Source organism: Amycolatopsis sp. NPDC059657 (genome assembly GCF_042734395.1).
Classification (GTDB): Bacteria; Actinomycetota; Actinomycetes; order Mycobacteriales; family Pseudonocardiaceae; genus Amycolatopsis.
The window spans coordinates 19,585-45,331 of the sequence record NZ_JBHWEB010000080.1 but is presented as its reverse complement, the minus strand read 5'-3'; the positions used below and the strand labels follow the sequence as shown (position 1 = coordinate 45,331).

At 70.2% G+C, this 25,747-nt stretch carries 10 protein-coding genes; 4 read left to right on the top strand and 6 right to left on the bottom strand.

What is annotated here, in order from left to right; translation table 11 throughout:
• Positions 1-561 precede the first annotated feature (561 nt).
• Entirely contained in the window at positions 562-1,059 is a 498-nt protein-coding gene (locus tag ACFV15_RS33200) for a hypothetical protein (protein WP_378355362.1), read from the top strand.
• A 181-nt stretch (positions 1,060-1,240) separates the two neighbouring features.
• Here ACFV15_RS33200 and ACFV15_RS33195 read toward each other — a convergent pair whose 3' ends face one another.
• Positions 1,241-1,840 (bottom strand): YdcF family protein, encoded by a 600-nt coding sequence (locus ACFV15_RS33195; protein ID WP_378355360.1) that lies wholly within the window; start codon positions 1,838-1,840, stop codon positions 1,241-1,243.
• A gap of 167 nt (positions 1,841-2,007) precedes the next feature.
• Here ACFV15_RS33195 and ACFV15_RS33190 point away from each other — a divergent pair, with 167 nt between their 5' ends.
• The 3 genes from ACFV15_RS33190 (at position 2,008) to ACFV15_RS33180 (ending at position 5,433) form a co-directional block, all read left to right on the top strand.
• A complete protein-coding gene (locus ACFV15_RS33190; protein WP_378355358.1) occupies positions 2,008-4,152 on the top strand; it encodes an RICIN domain-containing protein in 2,145 nt (714 codons plus the stop codon).
• An 85-nt stretch (positions 4,153-4,237) separates the two neighbouring features.
• Positions 4,238-4,846 (top strand): ClpP family protease, encoded by a 609-nt coding sequence (locus ACFV15_RS33185; RefSeq protein WP_378355356.1) that lies wholly within the window; start codon positions 4,238-4,240, stop codon positions 4,844-4,846.
• Positions 4,843-5,433 carry a ClpP family protease gene (locus ACFV15_RS33180; protein ID WP_378355354.1) on the top strand — a complete coding sequence of 197 codons (591 nt, stop codon included), beginning with the start codon at positions 4,843-4,845 and terminating at the stop codon, positions 5,431-5,433. The genes ACFV15_RS33185 and ACFV15_RS33180 overlap by 4 nt, the downstream gene beginning before the upstream one ends.
• A gap of 2 nt (positions 5,434-5,435) precedes the next feature.
• Here ACFV15_RS33180 and ACFV15_RS33175 read toward each other — a convergent pair whose 3' ends face one another.
• Genes ACFV15_RS33175 through ACFV15_RS33155 form a run of 5 tightly spaced genes read right to left on the bottom strand, consistent with a single transcriptional unit; the run spans position 5,436 to position 25,743 of the window.
• On the bottom strand, positions 5,436-5,765 hold the full coding sequence (locus tag ACFV15_RS33175) for a helix-turn-helix domain-containing protein (RefSeq protein ID WP_378355352.1): 330 nt from the start codon (positions 5,763-5,765) through the stop codon (positions 5,436-5,438).
• Positions 5,766-5,809: 44 nt separating this feature from the next.
• Entirely contained in the window at positions 5,810-7,585 is a 1,776-nt protein-coding gene (gene murJ, locus ACFV15_RS33170; protein ID WP_378355350.1) for a murein biosynthesis integral membrane protein MurJ, read from the bottom strand.
• A 37-nt stretch (positions 7,586-7,622) separates the two neighbouring features.
• Positions 7,623-8,735 (bottom strand): alpha/beta hydrolase, encoded by a 1,113-nt coding sequence (locus tag ACFV15_RS33165; protein ID WP_378355348.1) that lies wholly within the window; start codon positions 8,733-8,735, stop codon positions 7,623-7,625.
• The gene (locus ACFV15_RS33160) at positions 8,735-10,909 is read right to left on the bottom strand and encodes a thioester reductase domain-containing protein (protein ID WP_378355346.1); all 2,175 of its coding nucleotides are present in this window, start codon (positions 10,907-10,909) and stop codon (positions 8,735-8,737) included. The genes ACFV15_RS33165 and ACFV15_RS33160 overlap by 1 nt, the downstream gene beginning before the upstream one ends.
• A gap of 14 nt (positions 10,910-10,923) precedes the next feature.
• Positions 10,924-25,743: an SDR family NAD(P)-dependent oxidoreductase gene (locus ACFV15_RS33155; protein ID WP_378355344.1), complete on the bottom strand. Its 14,820-nt coding sequence runs from the start codon at positions 25,741-25,743 to the stop codon at positions 10,924-10,926.
• Positions 25,744-25,747: the final 4 nt, after the last annotated feature.

Sequence of the window (25,747 nt, the reverse complement as noted above, 5' to 3'; positions counted from 1 at the left end):
CGACCGCGACCCGGCCGCCTGTGCGGCGGCCCGGGCGAACGCGGCGGCGCTGGGCCTGCATCCGCGGCCCAGCCTCGGGTGGGTTCGGGTGAGGACCTCCCTCACCAAGTTCGGGTTCAGGGGCCCGGCAAAGCCGCCCATCTCGTATCGACTGCACACACAAACGCCACTTATGCAACGCTGAGCGACACATACACCCCGTTCGTTCCGTCCGGCCCGCCCCGAAACTCGCGCAAAAGCGACAAGGGGGACAAAAAGAGTCAGCTTGAGTCCTTTGTAGACATTTGCGGGCACCCCGGGTGAAGGCTGATCGCCGACCTTGCCGGGACCCTGCAGCCAGACTGGGTGAAGGCTCCCCTCACGAGGCTATATGTGGCGAACTAGGCCCTCACGCGGCCGAACTGTGTGAAGGGAGCCTTCACACAGCCAGACCTTGTGAAGACTCCCTTCACGACCGGGGCTTGGCGAAGGAGGCCCTCACCAAAACCCCGGCGAGCTGCAGAGCGCGCACCCCCCTTGGCCTAGGGGAACCTAGGGTCGTGCGCGTTGCGGGCGGTTCTATTGAGGGGAACCAGCCTGGCTATCGGCCAAGCGGGCGAGCGCCAGTTCGAGACCGGCTGGGGCACCGCGCTCAACCGGGTCGTCGCGGGCGCTTACCCGCTCCCCCAGCCCGGGACGTTCACGGCGGGCTCCGGCGGCGGCACGAGCACCCTGTTCGCCCAGCCGGATTACCAGCGCCGCAAGGTCCCGTCCGCACTGTCGCGCCGGTATGGAGGCACGCCGATGCGTGTGGTCCCGGACGTTTCAGCGGTCGCCGATCCGTACACGGGGTTCGTCATGGGTCAGACCGTCGGCGGCCAGTTCGGGCTTTCGACGACCGGCGGGACCGAACTCGCGTGCTCGCTGTTCGCGGGGATGGAGGCGCTGGCGAGTACCGGCCGGGCGACCCCGATCGGCTTCGCGAACCCGTTGCTGTACAGCCTGAAGGCCTCGTCGTTCCATGACATCCTGCCTGGCCGTGTGCCACTCGGCGCGGCCACGCCTGACCCGGCCGCGTGAGGGCCTAGTTCACCCCGCATAGCTGGGTGAAGGCTCCCCTCACCCCGCATAACTGCAGGGTCCCGGCAAAGTCGCCTTCCCGGGTCGCTTGAAGGAATGAACGCCCCGTTCACAACGCTGAGCGACACATATGCCCCGTTCATCCCGACCGGATGACCGGGGGCGCGAGAAGCCTTAGGCCTCAGGCTTTGGCGGCCAGGTTCCGCTTCGTGCGGGCCAGGTCGCGGAGACCGTAGACAGCGAACAGCGGCTTGATCGGCCACGCTTCCCCAAGGCGGTAGTCGGCGGCACGCACGAGACGATCGGCGAGGTCCGGGCGCAGCTTACGCAGGTAGAGGCGTGCTTTCAGAGCGTGCAGCGGGTTGGACACGATCTTGATCTGGTCGGCGTGCTCGATCAGCGGCAGCACGTTTTCGACGTTCTGCCAGGTGCTGCGCGACTCTTCCTCCAGCCGCACCCTGCCGGTGAAGCCGCAGGCCGCGACCGCGTACTCCGCCATGAGCGTCGCCTCGGACACTGAAGCCGTGCCACTTCCCCCGGAACAGACGAGAGTCGACCCGGCCACTGCGGGATCGACCGATCGCAGCGCCGCGCGCACGCGCCAGCGGTTCAGCACGTTCGCCCGTTCACTGCCGGGGTTGCGGTAACCGAGCACGACCACCGCCTCGGTGCGCGCGGGCAGCCGGGTCCGGGTCAGTGCGCGGCTGGCCCGCCAATGCACGAACTCGCCCCACGCGGTCACCCCGAAAAGTCCCAGTGCCACCAGTGTCTTCCGGTTCATGGTCCGCGATCTTTCCACGGACGGGGTCGCCGCACGGGAAGTATCCGAACGCCGGTTGACAGCCAAGCGAACAAACCTCATCATGTTCGCACATCAGCCTTGCTCGAAGATGCTCGCTTCTGCGCTTTTACGAGCATCTTCGCTCATCCAGCCGAGGGAGCCCCACCATGCGTCCTGTCTTGGCCTTGACCGCCGCCGTGGCATTGCTCGGGGGCGCGCTGACCGCCGCCGCAGCCGACCCGCCCGCCGGCGGATACACCGTGACCGTCGGGGCGAAGGGCAGCTGGACGCATCCGACCGACGCGCCGGCCGCGCCGTACATCGACAAGGACGGCACCTTCTACTTCCAGCAGTCCGCCGCCCTCTACGGCGCGAACGACGTGCGGGAGTGGGAGTTCTTCACCGGCACGAACTTCGACGACGCCACCCGCTCCAGCGCGATCAGCGACGCGGTCAACCCTGCCAACAGCAAGGACCGGAACAACGACACGACCTGGCGGTGCAACAACAGCCCGACCGGCAAGGAGTCCACCGACCCGCCGGCAGGCTCGCGCTACTCGCAGAAGAACTTCTGCGACCTGGTCGGCACCTGGGTGGATCCGGACACCGGCGACTGGTATGGCTTGGTGCACAACGAGTTCACCCCGCAGCCCTTCGGCGACGGGCTGCACTACGACGCGATCGACTACGCCGTGTCGAAGGATCAAGGCCGGACCTGGGCGATCAAGGACCACGTGCTGACCTCGCCGTTCAGCACCGAACGCGGTGACACGGCGGCCTTCCCGAACCAGACCTACTACTACGGCGACGGCGACCAGCGCCTGTACGCGGACGTCGCGTCGGGCTACTTCTACGTCTTCTACGGCTCACGGGTCGTGGACAAGAGCGGAAGCTGGAAGGCGTTCTACGGCCACGTGGCGCGCTCGCCGATGTCGGCCAAGATGGCGCCCGGCTCTTGGCGGAAGTGGTACGACGGCGCCTGGTCGCAGCCCGGCGTGGGCGGCAAGGAGAGCAACCAGGTTCCGGTCGACGCGAGCAACGCCAACGGATACACCCCGCCCGCCAAGGAATACGACCCCGCCAACACCGGCACGGCCGACCAGCAGATCGCGGCGGGCAAGATGCCCGCGACGTCACCGCTGTTCGTCATGGACATCACGTACAACGCCTACCTCGGGCTGTATCTCGGCGAGCCACAGGCGGTCGACCAGAGCGGCAACGCGCCTCAGCAGCTCTACGCCACCGATGATCTCGCCTCACAGAAATGGCACCTGATCGGTGACACCGGCGCCTATCACACCGCGTCGTGGTACCGATGGTTCGTCGACAGCGCCAACAGGACCGGCTCCACCATCGTCGGCAAGAACTTCCGCGCCTACTGTTCCTTCGGCTGCTCCGGAAACACCTCGGCGGAGTACGTCAACCTGACCGTGGACAACGCGACGCGGCCGCCCGCCCCGTTCGATCCGGCCAAGACGTACCGGATCGCCAACGGTGACGGCCGCGTGCTCGCCCAGGTTTCCGGCAGCTCGGCGACCACCTCGGCGCCGGGTTCCGATTCCGCGCTGCAGGCGTGGACGTTCACCGGCAACGGCGACGGCTCGTACCGGATCACCAACTCCGCGACCGGCGGCCTGCTGGGCGTCGGTTCGACCGGGACGGCCACCAGGGCATGGGGCACCGCGCCGACGGTGACCTCGGGCGACGCCGGCGTCGGCCGGCAGTGGTTCGTCATCCGCGGCGCGGGCGACACCTACCGCCTGGTCAACCGCTACAGCGGCCTCGTGCTCGGCCTGACGGGCACCGTCGCCGAAACGACCCCGGTCCGGCATTGGACCGGCGACGGCCGCACCGCCGCCCAGCAGACGCTGAGCGTCACCGCGACCGGCGACGCGGGCCTCGGCGGTACACACGCCATCGCGGTCGGCGGCAAGGCGCTCGACGTCCCCGGCCACAGCACCACCGCGGGCACGAAGCTGATCACCTGGGCCACCAACGGCGGCGCCAACCAGCGCTGGCAGTTCACACCGCGGCCGGACGGCTCGTACGAGCTCCGCAACATCGAATCCGGCCTGTGCGCGGACGTCGAAGGCGGCGCTACGACGGCGGGCGCGGCGATCATCCAATGGACGTGCACCGGCGGCACCAACCAGCACTGGATCGCGACCAAACTCGCCGATGGCAGCTATACCCTCAAGTCCGTCAAAAGCACCCTGCTGTTGACCACCGCGTCGACCGCGAACGGCGCCGCGGTCACCCAGCAGGCCGACACCGGCTCGGCACTGCAGCGCTGGACGAGCATTTCCGGTTAAGGGCTCGTGCCCGCTCTGCTGGGGGCGGATCTGCCCCCAGCAGAGAAGCGAGCGAACGACCCCACCGCATCGGCACGCTCGAAGCATGACCAACGACGAAAAGCAGCCGCTGTTCGATCACCGGCTCCGTGAACAGTTCTTCAGCAAGCGGGTGCTCGTCCTCGACGGCGGACTCGACGATGACAACGGCACCGTCCTCCTCACGCAGATGCTTTCGCTGGCGAGCGATGATCCCGCCAAGGACATCGCGTTGTGGATTCATTCGCCGGGTGGTTCGGTGCCGTCGATGCTGGCGATCCGTGACGTGATGAAGCTCGTGCCGTGTGATGTGGCCACGCTCGCGCTGGGGCTGGCGTGCAGTGCCGGGCAGTTCCTGCTGTCCGCGGGCACGAAGGGCAAGCGGTACGCGCTGCCGCACGCGCGGATCCTGATGCACCAGGGTTCGGCGGGGATCGGCGGGTCGGCCGTCGAGGTGGAGGTGCAGGCGGACAGCCTGCGGCACACCAGGGACACCGTGCTCGGGATCATCGCGGCCGACACCGGGCAGCCGATCGAGCGGATCTTCACCGACTCGCTGCATGATCGCTGGTTCACCACCGACCAGGCGCGCGAGTACGGGTTCATCGACCATATCGTCGAGGATCTCGGGCAGGTCGTGCCCGTGCGGACCCACAAGCTGGGGGTGGGCGCGTGAGCACCTACACCATTCCCAACGTGATCACGCGTGGTCCGGGCGGCGAGCGGATCATGGACGTCTACTCGCATCTGCTGTCGTCGCGGATCGTCTACCTCGGGACCGCGATCGACTCCGGGGTGGCGAACGCGCTGATCGCGCAGTTGCTGCACCTGGAATCGGACAGTCCGGAGCAGGAGATCAACCTGTACATCAACTCCGAGGGCGGTGACCCGGCCGCGACGCTGGCGATCTACGACACGATGACCTACATCAAGGCGCCGGTGGCGACGACCTGTGTCGGCCAGGCGGTGGCGTCGGGCGCGGTGCTGCTGGCCGCGGGCGCGGCCGGGCGGCGTGCCGTGCTGCCGCATACGCGAGTGGTGCTGCACCAGCCCGCGGCCGAGGGCCGGGGCACCATCCCCGACCTGATCCTGCAGGCCGACGAGATCGTGCGGGTGCGGACCCAGCTGGAGGAGATCCTCTCGTCGCACACCGGCCGCTCGGTCCCGGATCTGCGGCACGACACCGACCGCGACCGCGTGTTCAGCGCGACCGGCGCGGTCGAGTACGGGCTCGCCGACCACGTACTCGACCAGCGAAGCTGAGGTCAGGCGGCCATGAGCACGGGGCCCGTGGGACGAGCCGCGGGCCTCGTGCCCACCCGCTGCCGCACGTCGCCCGCGATGTCGGCGAGCAGGTCGGCCAGTCCGACACCGAGCGCGCCCGCGACCGCGGCGATCATCTCGCTCGACGGTTCCTTGCGCCCGCGTTCGATTTCGGACAGGTACTGCGGTGAGATACCCGCCCGCTCGGCGATGTCGACGAGGCGGTCGCCCTGCTCTTCCCTGGTGGCACGCAGGTTGCGGCCGAGCGCCTCGCGCCACAGCGGTTCGGGCGCCGGCGCGCGTTTCGGGTGGAAGTGGAGAATGTCCGCCATGCCGTCATCCTGGCAGCGAGCCGGGCTCGCGGCGGCCGATTCCGCTACCGGCGGAACGCCCGCCACAGCCCGGTGATCCGGCGGGTGACCGGATCGAACTCGGGGATCTTCAAGATCGCCAGCAACCCGAACGAGACGACCACACCGACGGCGCCCTCGATCGGCAGCCGGACCCACGCCTGCACGGAAGGGCCGAGCGAGCCGGGTACCAGCAGCCCGGCGCCCACCGCCGCGAGCGCGCCGAGCGCGCTGACCGCCGTCGTGATCACGATGACGCGGAGCGCGCGCCTGCTGCGGAGGTGCCCGATGCGGGCCCACAGCCAGACCTGGCCGATGATCGCGCCGACGACGAAGGTCGCGCCGTTGATCAGCATCGCGCCGAGCGCGAGCTGGTCACGGTCGAGCAGCGCCTGGCACAGGAGCAGCAGCGGGATCTTCACCGCGGTCATCACGATCATGATCAGGGTCGGCGTGCGGGCGTCCTTCAGCGCGTAGAACACCCGCAGCTGCAGCAGCGTCATCGCGTACGGCAACAGGCCGAGCGCGGAGATCGCCAGCGTCTGGCCGAGCCGGTCGGCGTCCGCGAGCGTGCCCCTGCCGAGCGTGAAGATCGCGATCCCGATCGGGGTGCCGATCACCGCGAGCACCGCCGAGCAGGGCACGAGCAGCACGGTCGACAACCGCGCGGCGTACGAGAGGTCGCCGACCAGGTTGGGGATGTCGCCGTCGGCCGCGGCGCGGCTCATCCTCGGCATGAAGGCGGTGAGCAGCGAGACGCCGATGATGCCGTACGGCAGCTGGAAGAGCAGCCACGCGTAGGTGTACGCGGTCACGCCGCCGGCGGTTCCGCTGGTCAGCACATGCGTGTTGACCAGCAGCCCGGCCTGCCCGACCGCGACGTAGCCCAAGATCCAGGCGGCCAGCTTGCCGAATTCCTTCAGCCGGGGGTCGACGCCCCAGCGCCACTTGAAGCGGAATCCGCTGCGCAGCAACGGCGGGATGAGCGCCAGCGCCTGCACGACGATGCCCAGCGTCACGCCGAGGCCGAGCACCAGCAGTTTCGTGTCGCCCATCCGGACGGGGTCGAGCGAGATCTCGCCGGGCACCAGGTAGAACACCGCCAGCGCGGCCAGCACGACCAGGTTGTTCAGCACCGGCGCCCACGCGGGCGGCCCGAAGACGTTCTTCGCGTTCAGCACCGCCGCGAACAGGGCGAACAGACCGTAGAACAGGATCTGCGGCAAGAGCAGGTAGCCGAGCGCGGTCACCAGCGCCGGGTTGGCGTCGGGCGAGGACCCGTCGACGTACAGCGCGGTGAACAGCGGCGCGGCGGCGACGGCCAGCGCGGTCCCGAGCGCCAGCACCACCAAGGCCATCGAGATCAGCCGCTGGGCGTAGGCCTCGCCGCCGTCCTCGTCGTCGTGCGAGCGCACCAGCAGCGGGATCACCACGCTGGACAGCACCCCGCCGAGCAGCAGCTCGAACACCATGTTCGGCAGGTTGTTGGCCACGTTGAACGCGTCGTTGACCACCCCGGTCCCGATCACCGCGGCCAGCGCGAGCTTCCAGCCGAACCCGGTCAGCCTGCTGATCACGGCGGCGATCGCCAGCCTGCCACTCGACTGGGCGAGCGACCGCGGCTCCTCGATCGGCGACGGGGGCGGCGGCCGGACGGCCACCTGGACCGCGATCTGCGTATACGTCCGCGGCACGTCGGGGTCGCGGGTCGGCCAGTGGGCGCCTGCGGGCAATCTCGGATCGAACGCGATGTACGCCGTCGCCTCATCGGCTCCGGCAGGCCTTCGATCGTCGTCTGGCATGCACAGATCTTGCCACCGCCGCCGAGCCCGGCGGCGCTCACGACTCGGCTTTGTCCAGGAAGTCGATGATGTGGCCGAAGACGTCGAGCGCCGCGCCCCTGCCGATGAACGTGTCCAGGTGCCCGTAGCCGGGGATCTCGACGTACGACACGTCCAGCTGGGGCTGCCGGTTCGCCAGCACGTCCCGGCACACCTTCTGCGAGTCCTGCCACAGGCCGTTCTCGGAGCCCGCGAGCAGCAGCACCCTGGTGTCGATGCGGCCGGCCGCGTCCAGCGCGTTGGCGGGCAGCGCGCCGTAGCGATGGTCGGTGTCGTTCCAGCGGACCACGGTCCCGGCCAGCGCCATCCGGCGCAGGTGCGGCAGTATCCACAGTGGAGCGGGGCCGAACAGATCCGCCAGCCGGTCGTGCGTGGACTCCGACAGATTCTCGTGCACGAACAGTGAAATGCCCATGCCCCACGCCGAGTTGTGCAGGATCTGGCAGGTCGGGTCGGGGCACTGGGCCTTGCGCGCGGCCAGCGCGAACAGGGGCGTGTACTTCGACCACAGGCCGACCTTGCGGAAGTCGACCGGGATGTGGTCGAAGCGGTTCTTCATCAGCTCACCCGCCACCGTCATCCGCCGCGACATCCGGCCGGGCAACCGGGGTGTCAGGAACACGCCTTGGGACACCACGCCCGCCAGGCCCGGGACCAGCCCGGCGGTCATGCTCATGGACAGCGCGATGGACCCGATGCAGTGGGCGACCGCGAACAACGGCCTGTCGCCGATGCGGCCGCGGATGTAGGAGACCGCGGCCGGGATGTCGTGCAGCGCGACGTCGTCGTAGGTGTAGCGCCGCCCGGTTTCGTTGTACGGCAAGCGACAGCTGCCGCGCCAGTCCAGCAGCCACGGCTCGTAGCCGTTGTCGACGAGCACGTCGACCATGTTCCGGATCTCCGGTACCAGGAACATGTCGGCGGACGCGGTGTGGCCGTGCAGCAACAGGACCGCGGGACGGTCGGACGAGCCGGTGTCGACGCGGGTCAGGCCGAGCCGGACACCGTCGGCCGCGCGGAAGGGGATCTCCTCGACGGCCGGGAGACGGTGCCTGAGCAGGCGCAGTGCCGCGTCCGTCCTGACCCTGCGCAGCTTGCGGGACCTGGTCATCAGTGCTCCTCGGTGGCTCGGGCGCGGCGGAGGTCGAGCAGGTCGGCCGCGGCGCGGGCGAACGGCGGCAGCAGGCCGCGGCTCATCTCCATGCCGAACCAGGCGAGCCAGGTCACCTTGGCGGCTCGCTGCTCTCGGCCGGTCAGGCGCGGGTCGACCTTGATGCCGTCGATCTGGTCGCGGACATACGACTCGCGCGGCACGACGACCTCGCCGGTGAAAGCCGCCTCGGCGCCTTCGCGGCCGATCTCGACCGTGAGCGTCGTGCACTGCTTCCACACATTCCAATGGACGTGCGAATACTTGTGACCCTCGAGCCACCACAGGCCGCCGTCCGCGTCACGCAGGCGCAGCCGGTACCGCAACAGCGGATGCTTCATGCCGTGCTGCACCGGGATGCCCTCATCAGGACGGACCCAGAGATCACCGGTCTCCACGGTCAGCGGTGCGGCGTGGACGGCCTGGCAGACAACCTCGCCGGTCACGTCCACTCGCCGGTCCCGCACCAGCTGATACATGCTCGCGATCGACAGCGTCAATGCCATCGAGCATGGACTGTCGCCGACGAACCCTTCGGTCGTTTCGGAGAACCAGAGGTACCGCTCGTCGCCCTTCTGCGGCAACCTGGCGAGACCGGCTTCGGCCAGCTCCTCGAAGGCCTTGAGCTGATCTTGTCCACTGTAGACGGTCGCTGGCGGCAGTTCGAGCGCCTCGACGAGCGCGTTGGTCCGGTCGGCGCGGGCCGCCGGGCCCTTCAAGGTCGCCTCGCACAGTTTCAAGGCCGTCGGGCTCTGCAACACCCTGGTCATGAAAGCCAGCTCGGGAATCGGCTCGGCCTCGAGGCGGGCCAACGTCTGGACGCGCCACTCGTCCCAGTCCTGGACGCGCAGATGCATGCCGCTCAGCGCCATGTCGCTGACCACGTCATCGAGCGTGGCCGGGATACCGGTGAGGTTGTAGTCGAAGCCCCACGCGTCGGGTTCGCACACCACGGCGGCGGCAACCCGGCTGACCCAGTCGACCGGGGCAGCGTTGAGGTACCGGAAGCCGGGGACGGTGCGGTACCGCGCGAAGATCGACAGCAACCCGCTGCTGAGGTCCTGCGGGTTGTGCGCGCCCGTCTTGGTGTGGCCGCCGATGCCCCCGGGACGCAATGCGGTGACGACCAGTCCGTGGTCGCGGGCCCGGCGCAGTGCGACCTCCGCCGCCCATTTCGTCTGGTCGTAGCCGGAGATCAGCCGGTCGGCGTGCGCGAGCGGGTCGTCCTCGCCCATGGCGGTGATGCCGACCTCGTTGAACACGGCGATCGACGAGATGTGGTGCAACGGCTTGGACCTGCCGGTCGCCGCGAACTCGGCCAGCGTCACCGCGCCGAGTACGTTGGCCGTCCGCAGCGATTGGTAGCCGCGCAGGAAGTCGACGGCGGCCGCCACGCCGACCACACTGTCCACTTCGGACGCGAGGCTCAGCCACCGGTCTTCGGTCAGTCCGAGCCTCGGCTCCCGGATGTCACCGGGCAGCACGGTCACCCGGCGGCGCAGCTCCGACGACCAGGGCAGCCGGAAGCCCCTCAGCGCATCGCCGAGCCTGGCGACGGCCGACTCTTCGTCGGCCGCGCGGACCACGCAGTACACCTGGGCGTCGCTGTACCGAAGCAGGTCCAGCAGCATGTGGCTGCCCAGGAACCCGGTGGCGCCGGTGAGCAGGATACGGCTAGGTGGCGACGGTTCCGGCACGTCGACGAACGGCAACCGGTCCACCAGCGCGAGGTCAGCGAGTATCTGATCGAGATCCTCGGTGCGCGCCCTGGTGTGGTCGTGCTCGACTCCGGCACTCTCCGCCCACCGCCGGGCGAGGCTGATCGGCCTCGCGTCGGCGAACACCTCGTCGAGGTCGAACTCGATACCCAGCTCGGCTTCGAGTTCCGCGACGAGATCCACGGCCTGCAACGAGGTGCCACCCGCGTTGAAGAAGTCGGCGTCGGTCGCGAGGTGACCGTCCGGGAGATGACGGCCCGCCGCGGCCGCGATGGCGGCGGCGACCCCGTCGACATCGCGGGGGAAGGCCACCGGGCTCGGTGCCGCGGCGCCGCCTGTCAGGCTGGCCAGCAGATCGTCGACGCTGAGCCCGCCGCCGCGTTCGATGGACTCGGCCGTCGCACGCTGCTCGCTCATGTCTCCTCCAGTCATCACTGCTCCCAAGAGCGGAAAATCCGCAGTTCATCGGGGGTGCGGACGACCTCGAGCCGCTCGTCGCCGGAGTCACCACCGCCGAGTGCGGCCAAGAGCCGCCGGGCAGGCACATTGCGCGGGGTGCGCTCGGCGGCCAGCCGGACGGTCGCGCACCCGAGTTCCTCGGCGCGGGTGGCGAGGAACTCCAGCAGGCGCTCCTCGACCCCACGGCCCAGCGCCCGGCAACTCAGCTGCCACGCCATCACGTCCAGGTGCCCGTCCTCGACGCGCACCGCGAGCAACCCGATTTGGCCGTAGTCCCCGAAACGGTCACGCGCCGAGGCGATCCACAGCTCGCCGCGCTCCCGCCAGCGTGCGACATCGCCGCCGTCCGACGAGCGTGCGCGCAAGGTGAATTGGTTGGTACGGCTGACAAGTTGCTCCGCACGCGGCACGTCCGCCTCGGCGACGGCCGTGATGTCGACCTCCAGTTCCAGGTCGGCCAGGAACTGCTCGAAGCCCGCCTGCCTGCCGGCCGCGTCACGCTCGCGCTCCTGCTCGTAGAACCGCGCGCGCAGCGCGTCTTCGGCGGTCGCGGCCGCCGGGACGAGCGGCCACAACCGGGACAGGAACTCCGCCAGCTCATCCGTCGGCGGGCAGGTCACCGCCAGCACCTCGGGCAACGCGGACCGCACCTTCGCGATCTCGGCCGGGTTGTCGTCCAGGAACAGGAAGCTGTCGACTCCGACATTGAGCGTGCGTGCTGCCTCGTCGAGCCGCTGTGGCTTGGGTCCCCACGCGGCCGAAAACACGCTGAAGTGTTCTGGCTTCAGCACACTTTCGGGCCGGTCGAGCACCGCGCGAACGGTCGCCTCGTCGTTGTTGGAGACGAGCATCAGCAGCGCGCCCGCTTCCCGCCACCGCAAGAGCCTGCGCGCGAGCAGTGCGCGCGGTCCGCCGAGATCGACGGCCTCGGGGCCGATCTCGCCCGCGACACCGCCCCACAGCGTCTCGTCGCCGTCGACCGCGATCACCTTGGGTGCGCGGCGGCGCACCGCGGTGACCGTCTCGGCGAGCCGCAGCGCCACGGCCGCCTGGAAGGGCGCGGTGAACGGCAGATGCGCCAGCCGTTCGGTCCGGTCGTCGAAGCGTTCCCCTGCGGCGTGGTGCCGGTTCCAGTCGTCCGTGCCGAGCATCGCGATCCCTGGCGACTCCGCCAGATCCGCCGCGACCTCGCTTTCCCAGTGCGTGAAGCGGTCCTCGGAGTCCGCGCTCGGCAGGAACCCGACGATCAACGGCTTGCGGATGGCCTTGAGCGCCGCCGGGAAGGCGGTCCGCAGCTCGGCGAGCATCGCGTCGTCCACCGGTCCGAAGCGGCCGAAGTCGGCCGCCCTCAGCAGCACGATCCCGATTTCCGACGCCGCGAAAGCCCCAGCGGGATCCTTGAGAGCCGCGAGAACCTGGTGATACGGCGCTTCGGCGATCTTCGGCCCGTCCGCCCCGAGCGCCGCCGAACACAGCAACGGCAGGTTGCCGAGCGCGAACGTGGCCGCGAGCGCCAAGCCCGGCGCGGCGGTCTGCTCGCTCGTGTCCTCGGTCAGCTCCCCGAGCAGCTGGACGAACTCCTCCCCCAGCCCGGAACCCGTTGCGGCATCAAGGATGTCGACGTTGTAGTCAAGCCGGATGAGTGCCGCGTCCGGGATCATGGTGATCATCAGGTCGAGGTCCGAATAGCCGGTCCCCGCGGGCAGTACCTCAAGCTGCTTGAGGCCGCCCGAGGAGCGGATGTAGTTGAAGTAGACCTCCACGAGCGGCGCGTTCTCGCGGCGCAATCCCTGACGCGCGAGCGTCGCGAGCACGTCGGAGAACATGGCACCGCGATCCAGGATCCGTTGCAGCCGCGCGTCGGTCCGGCGGAGCACTTCGGCGACCGGCTCGCCCGCGCGGGCCTCGGCCGGGAACGGCACCGGGACCCCGAAGAAGCCGACCGCGTCGTAGGCGTCCGCGTGAATGCGGGTGTCCACGGGCACGGCGAGCACGAACCGCTCCCGTTCCCGCTTTCTGCCCAGCAGCACGGTCAACGTCCCGAGACAGAAGGCGGCCGGGGTGATCGACAGCCTGCTCGCGGCGGCCGTCACCCGGTCCATCAGGTCGGCGGGCATCGTCACGCTCGCGCTGCCCGAGCGGTAGGAACGCACCGGCGGGCGGGCTTGGGCGAGTTCCAGGTCGAGCCGTTTGCTGCCGTGGAACAGCTCACGCCACTCCGCGGTCGCCCGGCCGCCGCCTTGCTGGGCCTCGATGAGCAGGTCGAGATCGCGGTTGGTGATCGTGCCGTCGAGCGGCGTGCCACTCAGCCCGGCGTCGATCTCCCCGGCGATCAGCAGCAACGACTGCAGATCGCTGACCGCGTGATGCGCGCCGAACACCAGGATCTGCCCCTGTGCGCCCCCGTCGACCAGCTCGAACCGCCACAACGACGGTTGCGCCAGGTCGAACGGCGGCTCCAGCAGCGTGCGCAGCCGCTCGGCCGGGTCGAGGTCGCCCGCGGCGACCGTCCAATACAGCAGGTCGGCCACCTTCCGGTCGACCCGCAGCTCCCAGCCGCCCGCGTCGGCGGGCACGATCCCGGTGCGCAGCGCCGCGTGCCGGGCGCCGAGTTTCGCGAGAATGGCGTGCAGCTCGTCGCGGGTGGTCGGCGTGGTCAGCCGCACCGCGAGGCCGACGCCGTGTGCCGCGGTGGGCATGCCCGGCTGGGCACTGCGCAGCAGGCGCACGACATCGCGGGTCGCGGGCCGCACGTCAGGGTCGGGCACCTCGGTCGCGACTACAGCCGCTTCAACGCGGACCGCCTGCGAGGGAAGGGCCCGAGCCAGTGTCCTGGCCAGCGCGCTGATGTCGTCGGCCTCGAACACCTCCGCCGCGGGAAGTTCGACGCCGAGGTCGCGGACGAAGGAGTTACGCAGCCGGACGACCATCAGGGAGTCCAAACCCAGTTCCTTCAACGATTGCGTCGACGAAACGGCCGCCGCTCCCCCGCTCACGTCGACCACCCGCGCCCGGACATAGGCGTCGAGCCGGATGATCCGGTCCTGCTCGGTGGTCGCCGCGAAGACGGTGTCGGCGAGGTCGTCCGAGACGGCCGTGGCGGTGACCAGGTCGTCCAAGATCGGCCTGGCGTCGAGCAGCCGCGTGTCGAACGCGACCGGCGCGAGCTGGCGGCGGCCGGTGGTCAGCACCCGCTCGAACAGGTCCCCGCCCTCCTGCGGTGAGAACGCGAGCACACCCGACCCGCCGAGCTGGGCACCGGAGTCAGCGACCATGCCGACGCCGGACCACGCGCCCCAGTCCAGGCTCAACACCCGGCGGCCGGTACGGGACAGGTGATGCGCCCAGGCGTCGAGGAACGCGTTCGCCGCCGAGTACGGGCTCTGCCCCGCCGAACCGAGCAGCCCGGCGACCGAAGCGAAGAGCACCAGGTTCTCCGACTCCGGCACCAGCTCGGTGAGCAGGACGGTGCCCAGTACCTTGGGCGCGAGCACGCGCCGGACATGCTCCTCGGTCAGGTTCGCGACCGTCGCGTCGTCGAGCACACCGGCCGCGTGCACGACCGAGCTGATCGGGCCTGCCTTACGCCGCAACGCATCCAGGGCAGCGGCGAGACTCGCACGATCGGCGACGTCAGCACGTCCTAAGTGGACTGAAACACCCTGCCGTTCGAGCCCGGCGATCCATTCTCCGGTCTCCGCGTCGGGTGTGCCGCGGCTCAGCAAGGCGAGACTGCGGACGCCTTGCCGGACCAGCCGCTCGGCCACGATCCGGCCGAGACCGCCCAGCCCGCCGGTGATCAGGTGCAAGCCGTCCGGTGCGAAGTCACCGCCGTCGGGCTGGGTGCGGGCCAGGCGCGGCACCAGCCTGCCGGACTCGCGCAGCGCGACGAGGCGTTCGTCGTCGGCGTGCCACAGCTCGGTCCACAGCGCGTCGACGCCGCCGGTGGGCGGCAGGTCGATCAGCGTGGCCGACAGCTCCGGGTACTCCTGCGCCACCGCGAGCCCGAAGCCCCAGGCGAGCGCCTGCTGCGGGTTGGCCACCGAGGTGCTGTCACCGGCCGTCTGGCTGCCGCGGGCGACCACGAACAGGCGAGGAGCCCTGCCGTCGAGTGCGCGCACCAGTGTCATCGTGCTCAGGCAGCAGAGCCTGGCCGCCTCCTCGGCTGACGTGGCGTCCTCAATGGCCGGAGCGTCGAGCGCAGTCAGCTGGACGACGCGAGTGGGCGGTCCGTCCGGGAAAGCCTCGCGCAGCAACCGGTCCAGGTGCTCCGGATCGGCCGGGTCCACTGTGTACCGCCCCGGTCCGTCGATGGCGTATGCCGTGCCGGCGCGGGCGATGACCGCCGCGTCGAAGCGGCGGTGGAGTTCGTCGGCCACTCCACTCTCGTCGGCCAGAATCAGCCAGCCACCGGTGGCAGGCGTGCCTTGCGCGGCCGGACGCGACTGCCAGCGGGTCTCGAACAACGCACCGTCCAGCGGCGAAAGCGCCGCGAGCCGGAGGTTTTCGATCTCCAGCACCAGGTTCTCATGCTCGTCCCAGATGCCGAAGTCCACGGTCGCGGCGTCGTCGGAGACGGACCGCAGGCGGCAGCTCACCCAGGTGGGCGTGCCGCGGACACCGGTGAAGCGCAGCCGTCCGACCCCGGCGGGCACGAACGTCCCGGTCGGTGCGCCGCCGGGCAGCACGGCCGTGTGGAAGGCGGCGTCGAGGATCGCGGGATGCACGAGGTAGCCCCGCGCGGACTTGGCGGCCAGCCGTCCCACGGCCGTCTTGGGTCCGCGATATCCCTGCTCCAGCGCCCGGAAAGCCGGGCCGTACTCGATGCCGCGGGCACTCAGCCCCGCGTACACGGCGGACAGGTCGACGTCGTCGCCGCACTCCTCGCGCACGGCGTCGAGCCGCAGATCGGCGGGCGACTCCTCGTGTGCTGTTACGACACGTCCCGTGACATGGCGTTCCCAGCGCTCGCCCGTCGCCGCGGAGGCGATGGTGAACGACCGGGTGCCGTCCTCGGCCGGCCGCAGTACCAGTTGCAGCCGCACGGACTTCTCCGGATCGAGTGCCAGCGGCCGCACGAACTGCACGTCGGCGAGCTGCGCGTCCGGCCCGGCGGCTTCGAGTGCCATGTCGAGGAAGGCGGCGCCGGGCAGCCAAGCCTCGCCGTTGACCTTGTGCTCCGCGAGGTAGCCGAAGCGGCTGTCCCGCAGGTCGATCTCGCACTGGTAGAGGTGACGGCCAGGCTCGTCGCTGGACTCGATGTGCGTGCCGAGCAGCTCCGAGCCACTGCTGCCGGCCAGCGCCGGCGTGCGCCAGTGGCGCTCGGTGGCGAAGGCGTACGTCGGCAGGTCGACATGCCTGCCCTCGCTGGGCGAAGCCGTCCAGTCGGGTGTGTGCCCGGCGACGTACAGCTCCCCCAGTCCTCGCAGCAGTGCTTCGTGGCCTTGCCGTTCGCGCAGCGAACCGACACCGACCGCCTCGATCCCGGCCTCGGCGGCCGTCGCCTCGATGGCGGACAGCAACGTCGGATGCGGGCTCAGCTCGACGAAGTAGCGATAGCCGTCGTCGAGCATCCGCCGGATCGTGTCGGCGAACCGGACAGGTTGGCTGAGATTGCCGTACCAGTACTCGGCATCCAGCCGGTCACCGACGACGGGTTCACCCAGCACCGTCGAGTACAACGGGGTCGCCGCGGCCTGCCCTTGGATACCGGCGAGCCGATCGAGCAGTGCGTCGCGCACCGGTTCCATCAGCGGAGTGTGCGAGGCGAACGGCGTGCTCAGCGCGCGCACGTCGACACGGTGCTCTTCGAGTTCCCTTCGCAGGTCGGCCAACGCCTCGGCGTCGCCCGCGATGGCGGTCGCACCGGGACTGTTGACCGCGGCGATGAACAGCCGATCCGCATACGGGGCAAGGAGTTCTTCGACTTCGGAAACCGGCAGTGGCACGGAAATCATGCCGCCCTGCCCGACCAGCGGGGCCGCCGCGGTCGCTCGTCCGGTCACCACGGCGACTGCGCCGTCGAGGGTCAGCGCGCCCGCGTGATAGGCGGCTGCGATCTCGCCGAGGCTGTGGCCGACCACCGCGTCCGGGGTGACGCCCAACGGCCCCCATGCGGCGGCCAGCGCCGCGTTGACCGCGAACAACACCGGCTGCAGATACTCGGTCCGGTCGAGCGACGTGCCGCGCAGCGCCTCGAGGACCGACCAGCCCGCCTGCCGCTGGACCGCTTCGTCGATCCGGGTCAGCTCGGCGCGGAACGATTCGGATTCCTCCAGCAACTCCAGTGCCATGCCGGGCCATTGGCCGCCGTGCCCGGAGAAGACGAACGCCACCTTGCCCGGCTGTTCGTCACGGGGCGGGGCGAGCGGAGTCCGGCCGTCGGCGACCCGGTTGAGCGCCTCGCGCAGTTCCTCGCGGTCGCCCGCCACGATCGCCGACCGCCACTCGAAGTGGCTGCGGTGCCGCGCGAGCGCGTCGGCGACGCCTGCCAGGTCCGTGAGATGCCCAGCCAACCGAGCAGCCTGACCTCGCAGCCCGGCCTCGCTGCGTCCCGACACGACGTACAGCCGCTTGCCGGGTACCTCAGTCACCGGTTCGGGATTTTCCTGCGGGGCTTCCTCGATGACGAGGTGGGCGTTGGTGCCGCTGATCCCGAACGAGCTGATCCCCGCCCGCCTGACGCGACCGGAAGCCGCAGGCCACGCGGTGGGTTCCTGGAGCACGTGCAGACCGCTGCCGTCCCAGTCGACATGGCGACTGAGCGTGTCGGCGTGCAGGCTCGCAGGCAGGGTTTCGTGGCGCAACGACTGCACCACCTTGATCAGCCCGGCGATCCCCGCCGCCGCCTGAGCGTGCCCAAGATTCGACTTCAACGACCCGACGTACAGCGGACGTTCCCGCTGGGCCCCGAACACCTGCGCCAGCGCGTTGGCCTCGATCGGATCGCCGAGCGGCGTGCCCGTGCCATGCGCTTCGACGTAGTCCAGGTCGCCCGGCTCCAGCCCGGACTGCTCCAAAGCCCGCCGGATCACCTGCTCCTGCGCCGGGCCATTGGGCGCGGAAAGCCCCTGGCTGCGCCCATCCTGGTTCACCGCGATCCCCCGCAGCACCGCCAGCACCGGGTCACCATCGCGCCGGGCGTCACTCAGCCGCTTCAACACGACCATCCCGGCGCCCTCAGCCCAGACAGCACCATCGGCGTCATCGGAGAACGAGCGGCACCGACCAGTCGGAGAAAGCCCCCGCAACCGGCTGAACTCCACGAACAACTGCGGCGTCACCATCACCGTCACACCACCGGCAAGCGCCAAATCGCACTCCCCCGACCGCAACGCCTGAACCGCCAACTGCACCGCAACCAGCGACGACGAACACGCGGTGTCCACGGTCAACGCGGGCCCGTGCAGCCCGAGCGCATACGCCAAGCGTCCGGAAGCCACGCTCAGCGCAGAGCCAGTGCTGACATACCCGTCCATCTGGTCCAGCCGCGAACCGACCAGGTAGTCGCTGGCCATCATCCCGACGTAAACACCAGTACCGCTGCCCGCGAGTGCAGCGGGCACGATCCCCGCGCGCTCCAACGCTTCCCAGGTCGTCTCCATCAGCAGTCGCTGCTGCGGATCCATCGCCGCGGCCTCTTTCGGCGTGATGCCGAAGAACCTCGCGTCGAACGACTCGATGTCATCGAGGAAACCGCCATGCCGCGCATACGACTTCCCTGGCGCCTCCGGATCCGGGTCGTAGAGCGCCTCGACGTCCCAACGTCCGGCCGGGAACGGCCCGACCGCGTCCCGGCCCTCCGCCACCAAGCGCCACAGACCGTCCGGATCGGACACTCCACCCGGCAAGCGGCACGCCATGGACACCACGGCGATCGGCTCGTCGGCGGGTGTCCGCGGCCGTTCCGCCACGACGGCGGGAGCGGCGGATCCCCAGGCCTGGTCGGCCAGGTAGCTCGCCAGCGCGGCCGGTGTCGGGTAGTCGAACACGGCGGTGGCGGGCAACCGCAGACCGGTCGCGGCATTGAGTTCGTTGCGAAGCTCCAAGGCGGACAACGAGTTGACGCCTGCCTCGCCGAAGGCCTGGTCGTCGTTCACCGAGTCCGACGGACTGTGACCGAGCACCGTCGCCGTCGTCGTGCGGACGAGGTCCAGCATCGCCTTCTCGTCGCGCACCGGGGTCACCACCGCCTGCCCGGCCGCGGGCGCGCGCACGGTGCCCAGCAACTCGGTGAACAGCGGCGGCCGCGTCCCGGACTTGGCCGCTTCCCGCAGCGCGCCGAGGTCGAGCCGGACCGGCACCAGCAGCGCCTCGTCGAGCGCGAGAGCGGCGTCGAACAGCGCGAGACCGAGCTCCGCTTCCATCGGGACGAGGCCGTTGCGTGCCATGCGCGTCCGGTCGAGAGCGCTGAGATGCCCTGTCATGCCGGTGTCCTGCGCCCACAGCCCCCACGCGAGCGTCGTCGCGGGCAGTCCCGCCGCCCGGCGATGGACGGCCAGCGCGTCGAGGTAGGTATTGGCGGCGGCGTAGTTGGCCTGCCCGGGATTGCCGACGATCCCGGCGACCGACGAGAACAGCACGAACGCGCCGAGGTCGAGATGTTCGGTGAGCTTGTGCAGATTCCAGGCGCCGTCGGCTTTCGGGCGCAGCACAGTGTCCAAACGCGACGCGTCGAGCGCGGCGACCGTGCTGTCGTCGAGCACGCCCGCCGCGTGGATCACCGCGGTCAGCGGGTGTTCGAGGCCGTCCAGGACTTCGGCGAGCTGGTCGTGGTCGGCGACATCGCACGCCGCGATCGTCACCCGCGCGCCGAGCGCGGTCAGCTCGGCTTCGAGCTCGGCCGCGCCCTCGGTGTCACGGCCACGCCTGCCGGTGAGCACCAGGTTCCGCACGCCATAGCCGGTGACGAGATGCCGGGCGAACAACCGGCCCAGCGTGCCGATCCCGCCGGTGATCAGCGCCGTCCCGTCCGGGTCGAGCACCGGCGGCGTCGCGTCGTCCGGCACGGCCGCCCTGACCAGACGCGGGACGAGCAGCTGCCCGCCACGCACGGCGACCTGCGGCTCCCCGGTCGCCGCGGCGGCGCGGACCAGTTCGGGTGCCGGCTCGTCGGCGTCGACGAGCACGAAGCGGTCGGGGTTCTCCGACTGCGCGGCACGGAGCAGGCCCCAGACCGGCGCGCTCACCAGGTCGACGTCGCCGGTCGCGATCGCGCCGCTGGTCACGACGACCAGCTTGCGCGCCTCGGAATCCTTGTTGCTGAGCCAATCCTGCACGATTCCGAGCACGTGTTCGAGACACCCGCGCACATCGTCTCCGGCGGGAACCTCGACGATCACCACATCATCGGCCGCCGTCGCCGGAATGGAAACCGGCTTCCAGTCGACCTTGAACAGCGAACGCAGATGTCCACGCCCCGCCGACCCCAGCTGCTCCGGCGAGATCGGCCGCAACGCCAGCGACCGCGCACTGAGCACAGGCGCACCGGTCCCGTCGGCCGCCGTGATCGCGAAAGCCCCACCGGCGGCCGACAACCGCACCCGCAGCATGGTCGCCGCGCGGGCGTGCAACGACACGTCCGCGAACGAGAACGGCAGCCGCAGTTCATCAGGCGCGGCAACGATGATCGGGTGCAGCGCCGCATCGAGCAGCGCCGGGTGCAGTCCGAACCGCTCGGCGTCGCCTGCGGCCGCTGGCAGCACGATCTCGGCATACAGGTCGGCGCCGTCGCGCCACATCGCCCGCAGCCCCTGGAACGCGGGCCCGTATTCGTAGCCGAGGTCGGCGAGCGTGTCGTAGGCGTCGTCGATCGGGACGACCTCGCCCGGCGGCGGCCACGCAGTCAACGAGTCCCCAGCCGTAACAGCGGGGGCAAGCGTCCCGGTCGCGTGCCGAGTCCAGGGTTCATCGGCATCCGGTCGCGAGTGGACAGTCACGTCCCGTCGGCCAGCGGAGTCCGGCCCGCCGACGACGACCTGCAGCTCGACCCCGCCCCGCTCGGGGATCCGCAGTGGGTGTTCGAGCACGAGGTCCTCGACCGTCACGCAGCCGGTCACTTCACCGGCATGCAACGCCAGTTCGACGAACCCGGTCCCCGGCAGCAGCGCCGTGCCGGTCACCGCGTGGTCGGTCAGCCAAGGCGCGCTCTGCCGGGACAGCTTCCCGACGCACACCACACCGTCGGTGCCCGCGAGCGGGATCGTGGTGTCGAGCAGCGGATGATCCGAGGCACCTGCGGTAGGCGTGCCGGTCGGCACCATCCAGAACCGCTCGACCTGGAACGGGTAGGTGGGCAGGTCGATGTGCTTCCCGGTCGGGAACACCGTGCCCCAGTCGACCTCCGCGCCGTGCGCGTGCGCCGTGGCCAGCGACAGCAGGAACCGGTCGATGCCGCCTTCGCCGCGCCGCAGTGTGCCAAGCGCGTAGCCGTCGCGTGCCCTCTCTTCGAGGATCTGCTGCACGCCGACGGTCAGCACGGGGTGCGGGCTGCACTCGACGAACAGCGCGTGCTGCTCGGCCAGCGACCCGAGTACCTGGTGCAGTTCGACCGGATTGCGCAGGTTCTGGTACCAGTACTCGGCGTCCAGCCCGGCGGTGTCGATCAGCTCGCCGGTCAGCGTCGAGTGGAACGACACCTCGCTCGTCCGCGGCACGATCGGGCCCAGCTCACGCAGCAACACCTCATGCAACTGCTCCACCTGCGGCGAGTGTGACGCGTAGTCCACCGGCAGCCGGTGCACGCGCACGCCATCGACCGCCAGCGCCTCGGCGAACTCGTCCAGCGCGCCGGGCTCACCGGAGACCACCGTGGACGCCGGGCCATTGGCCGCCGCGACCGATAACCGCGGCGCCCATTGCTGAATCTTGAGATCGACTTCAGCTCGGGAGAGCCCGACCGAAGCCATACCTCCTTGGCCGGACAGCGCGCGAATCGCCTTGCTGCGCAACGCCACCACCCGCGCACCGTCCGAAAGGGACAGTCCACCCGCGACGGTCGCCGCCGCGATCTCGCCCTGCGAGTGCCCGACGACCGCGGCAGGCGAAACACCGTGCGCCCGCCAGGCGGCGGCCAGCGACACCATCACCGCCCACAGCGCGGGCTGGACGACGTCGACCCGCTCGAGCGCGGTCTCGTCGGCGAGCACCTCGGTCAACGACCAGTCGACGAACTCCCCCAGCGCCCGCTCGCAGGCGGCCATCTGCTCGGCGAAGACCGGGCTGGAGCGCAGCAGCTCCACCGCCATGCCCACCCATTGCGTGCCCTGACCAGGAAAAACCAGCACCGGCTGACTGCTGCCGTGGGTCCGGCCCACCGCGGTCCCGGCGGCCGTCTTGCCGGAAGCGAGCGCGCGCAACCCGGCGAGGAACTCGTCGCGGTCACGGCCGACGACGGCCGCGCGGTGGTCGAATCTCGCCCGGCCGGTCACCAGCGTGAACCCGGCATCGGCGAGATCGAGGTCCGGCTCGCGTTCGAGGTGCGCGCCGAGCTGAGCCGCCTGCTCACGGACTGCGGCCTCGGTCTTCGCCGAGAGCACCAGCGGCAGCACCGGCCGCTCCCGCGTCGGTTCGGCGGGCGGCTGCTCCAGGATCACGTGCGCGTTGGTGCCGCTGATGCCGAACGACGACACCGCCGCCCGGCGCGGCCGGTCGGACCTGGGCCACGGGGTGTGCTCGGCGAGCGGCGCGACCTGCCCGCTGGACCAGTCCACATGCGGGCTGAGCTCGTCGAAATGCAGGATCTTGGGCAGCATCCCGTGCCGCATCGCCTGCACCATCTTGATCACGCCGCCGACACCGGCCGCGGCCTGCGCGTGCCCGATGTTGGCCTTGAGCGAGCCGAGCAGCAGCGGGCGCTCGCGGCCCTGCCCGTAGGTGGCGAGCAGCGCCTGCGCTTCGATCGGGTCGCCGAGGGGGGTCCCGGTGCCGTGCGCCTCGACCGCGTCGACGTCGGCCGAGGTCAGCCCGGCGCTGTCGAGCGCGTCGCGGATGACCCGCTCCTGCGCGGGCCCGCTCGGCGCGGAGATGCCGTTGGACGCGCCGTCCTGGGTGACGGCGGAGCCGCGCACGATCGCGAGCACCCGGTGCCCGTTGCGCCTGGCGTCCGACAACCGCTCCAGCACGAGCAGCCCGGCGCCTTCGGCCCAGGCGGTGCCGTTCGCGGCGGCGGCGAACGGCTTGCACCGGCCATCCGGCGAAAGTCCGCGCATGCGTGAGAACTCGACGAACATCTCGGGCGTCGCCATCACCGTGACGCCGCCCGCCAGCGCCAGCGAGCATTCACCGCGCAGCAGCGACTGGGTCGCCAAGTGCATCGCGACCAGCGAGGACGAGCACGCCGAGTCGACCGTGATCGCGGGCCCGCGGAAGTCGAAGAAGTAGGACAGCCGACCGGACAGCACGCTGGCGGTGTTTCCGGTGATCAGGTGACCTTCGAGTCCTTTGGGGACGGTGTGGACCCTGGGCATGTAATCGTGGTTGAGCGTGCCAGCGAACACCGCCGTCCGGCTGCCCCGCACGGACGCCGGGTCGATGCCGGCGCTCTCGAACGCCTCCCACGCGGTGGTCAGCAGCAGCCGCTGCTGCGGATCCGTGGTCAGCGCCTCGCGCGGGGAGATGCCGAAGAACGACGCGTCGAAATCCCCTGCGTTGTAAAGGAAACCGCCGTTTCGCGTGTAGGAGGTGCCAACATGGTCGGGATCCGGGTCGAAGAGCGAGTCGAGATCCCAGCCACGATCAGCGGGGAACTCGCCGATCGCGTCGACGCCGGAGGCCGCGACGCGCCACAGGTCATCCGGCGTGGCGATACCGCCGGGGAACCGGCACGCCATGCCCACGATCGCGACCGGCTCGTCGACCGGATCCGCCTTCGGTCGCGCGGCGGATGTCTCGGGGGCCGCGCGCAGGTGTTTCGCCAAGGCGCGCGGCGTCGGGTAGTTGAGGAACGCGGTTTGGGACACCTGCGTCTCCACCAGCGGCTGGAGCCGCTCGTAGAGTTCCACGCCCATCAGCGAGGTGAACCCGAGGTCGGCGAACTTGCGGTCGGGATCGACTTCGGCGGGATCGGCGTGCCCCAGCACCAGCGCGGCCTGCTCGCGCACGACCCTCAGCAGCGCGTCGTCGTTGACCCGCGGTTTCGTGCGTACCGGTTCCCGCACGCCGTCCACCCAATGGCGGGTGCGCTGGAACGGGTAAGTCGGCAATCGGACCACACCCGCGCCGTCGAACACCGCCTCCCAGTCGGGCTGGCCGCCGCCGACATAGATGCCGGCCGGCGTGTTCGCGCCCACTGGCTCGGGGTCCCTGCCCTCGGCGAGTGCCCGCAGCCCGGACAGCAAGGTTCCCCGATCGGCCACCACGAGCGCGGCCCGATGCTCGAACGCGGTGCGCGTGGTCGCCAGCGAATAGGCGAGATCCGCGAGTGAGATCTCCGGGTGATTCTCGACGTATTCGCCGAGCCGGACAGCCTGCTCACGCAATGCTTTCACGGAGCGTCCAGAAAGGACGAATGGAAGCTCTTGTCCCACAATGCCTTGTGTCTCGCACGGCGCGGGCGGATCGGTGAGCACGAGATGACAGTTGGTCCCGCCGAGGCCGAACGAGCTCACCCCGGCGAACCGCGGCCCGTCGTCCCAGCCCTTCGCCTCCGTGCACACCCGCAGCCGCAGCGCGTCGAGCGGGATCTCCGGATTCGGGGTCGTGAAGTTCAGGCTGGCCGGGATTTCCTTGTGCTGAATGGCGAGCACGGCCTTCAGCAGACCGGCGATACCCGCGGCCGCTTCGAGGTGACCGAGGTTGGTCTTCACCGAGCCCACCGGCAGCGGATCGCCCGCCTCCCTGGCGGCGCTGTGCACGGCGCCGAGCGCGGCGGCCTCGATCGGGTCGCCGACCTTGGTGCCGGTCCCGTGCAGTTCCACGTACCCGATCCGCGCGGGGTCGACCCCGGCGTGCTCGTACGCGGCCCGCAGCACCTCTTCCTGCGCGGCCTGGCTCGGGACGGTCAGGCCGTCCCCGCCGCCGTCGTTGTTGACCGCGCCGCCGCTGATCACCCCGTGGATCCGGTCGCCTGCCGCCACCGCGGCGGCCAGCGGCTTGAGCACCACGACGGCGCCGCCCTCACCACGCACGAAACCGTTGGCGCGTGCGTCGAAGGTATGACACCGGCCATCGGGCGAGAGACCACCGAACCGCGCCGCGTCCCGCGCGCTCGCGGCAGCGAGATTCAGATTGACGCCACCGGCGAGCGCGATCTCGGATTCGCCCGCGAGCAGGCTCTGACAGGCCAGGTGGACCGCGACGAGCGAGGACGACTGGCCGGTGTCCACGACCATGCTCGGTCCACGCAACCCGCAGAAGTACGAGACCCGGTTGGCGATGATCCCACGCTGGAGTCCCGCGAACGTGTGCTGCGAACTGTCTCGTTTGGACAGTCGCGCGTAGTCGTCGCGGCCCGCGCCGATGAACACACCGGCCCGCGTTCCCCGGATGGATTCCGCGACGATTCCGGCGTCCTCCAACGCTTCCCAGCTCAGCTCGAGCGTCAGCCGCTGCTGCGGATCCATCGCGGCGGCTTCACGCGGCGAGATGCCGAAGAACCCGGCGTCGAACCGGTCGACCCCGGAAACGAACGAGCCCCAGCGGGCGCCTTCCGCGTAGGTCGATTCATCGCCGTCCCGGCGATCGACCGGGATCTCGGTGATTAAATTCGCCCCCGCTTTGAGCTGTTCCCAGAATTCCGAAATGTCGGCCGCCTGAGCGAAACGGCACGAAATCCCGACAATGGCAATAGCCATGATC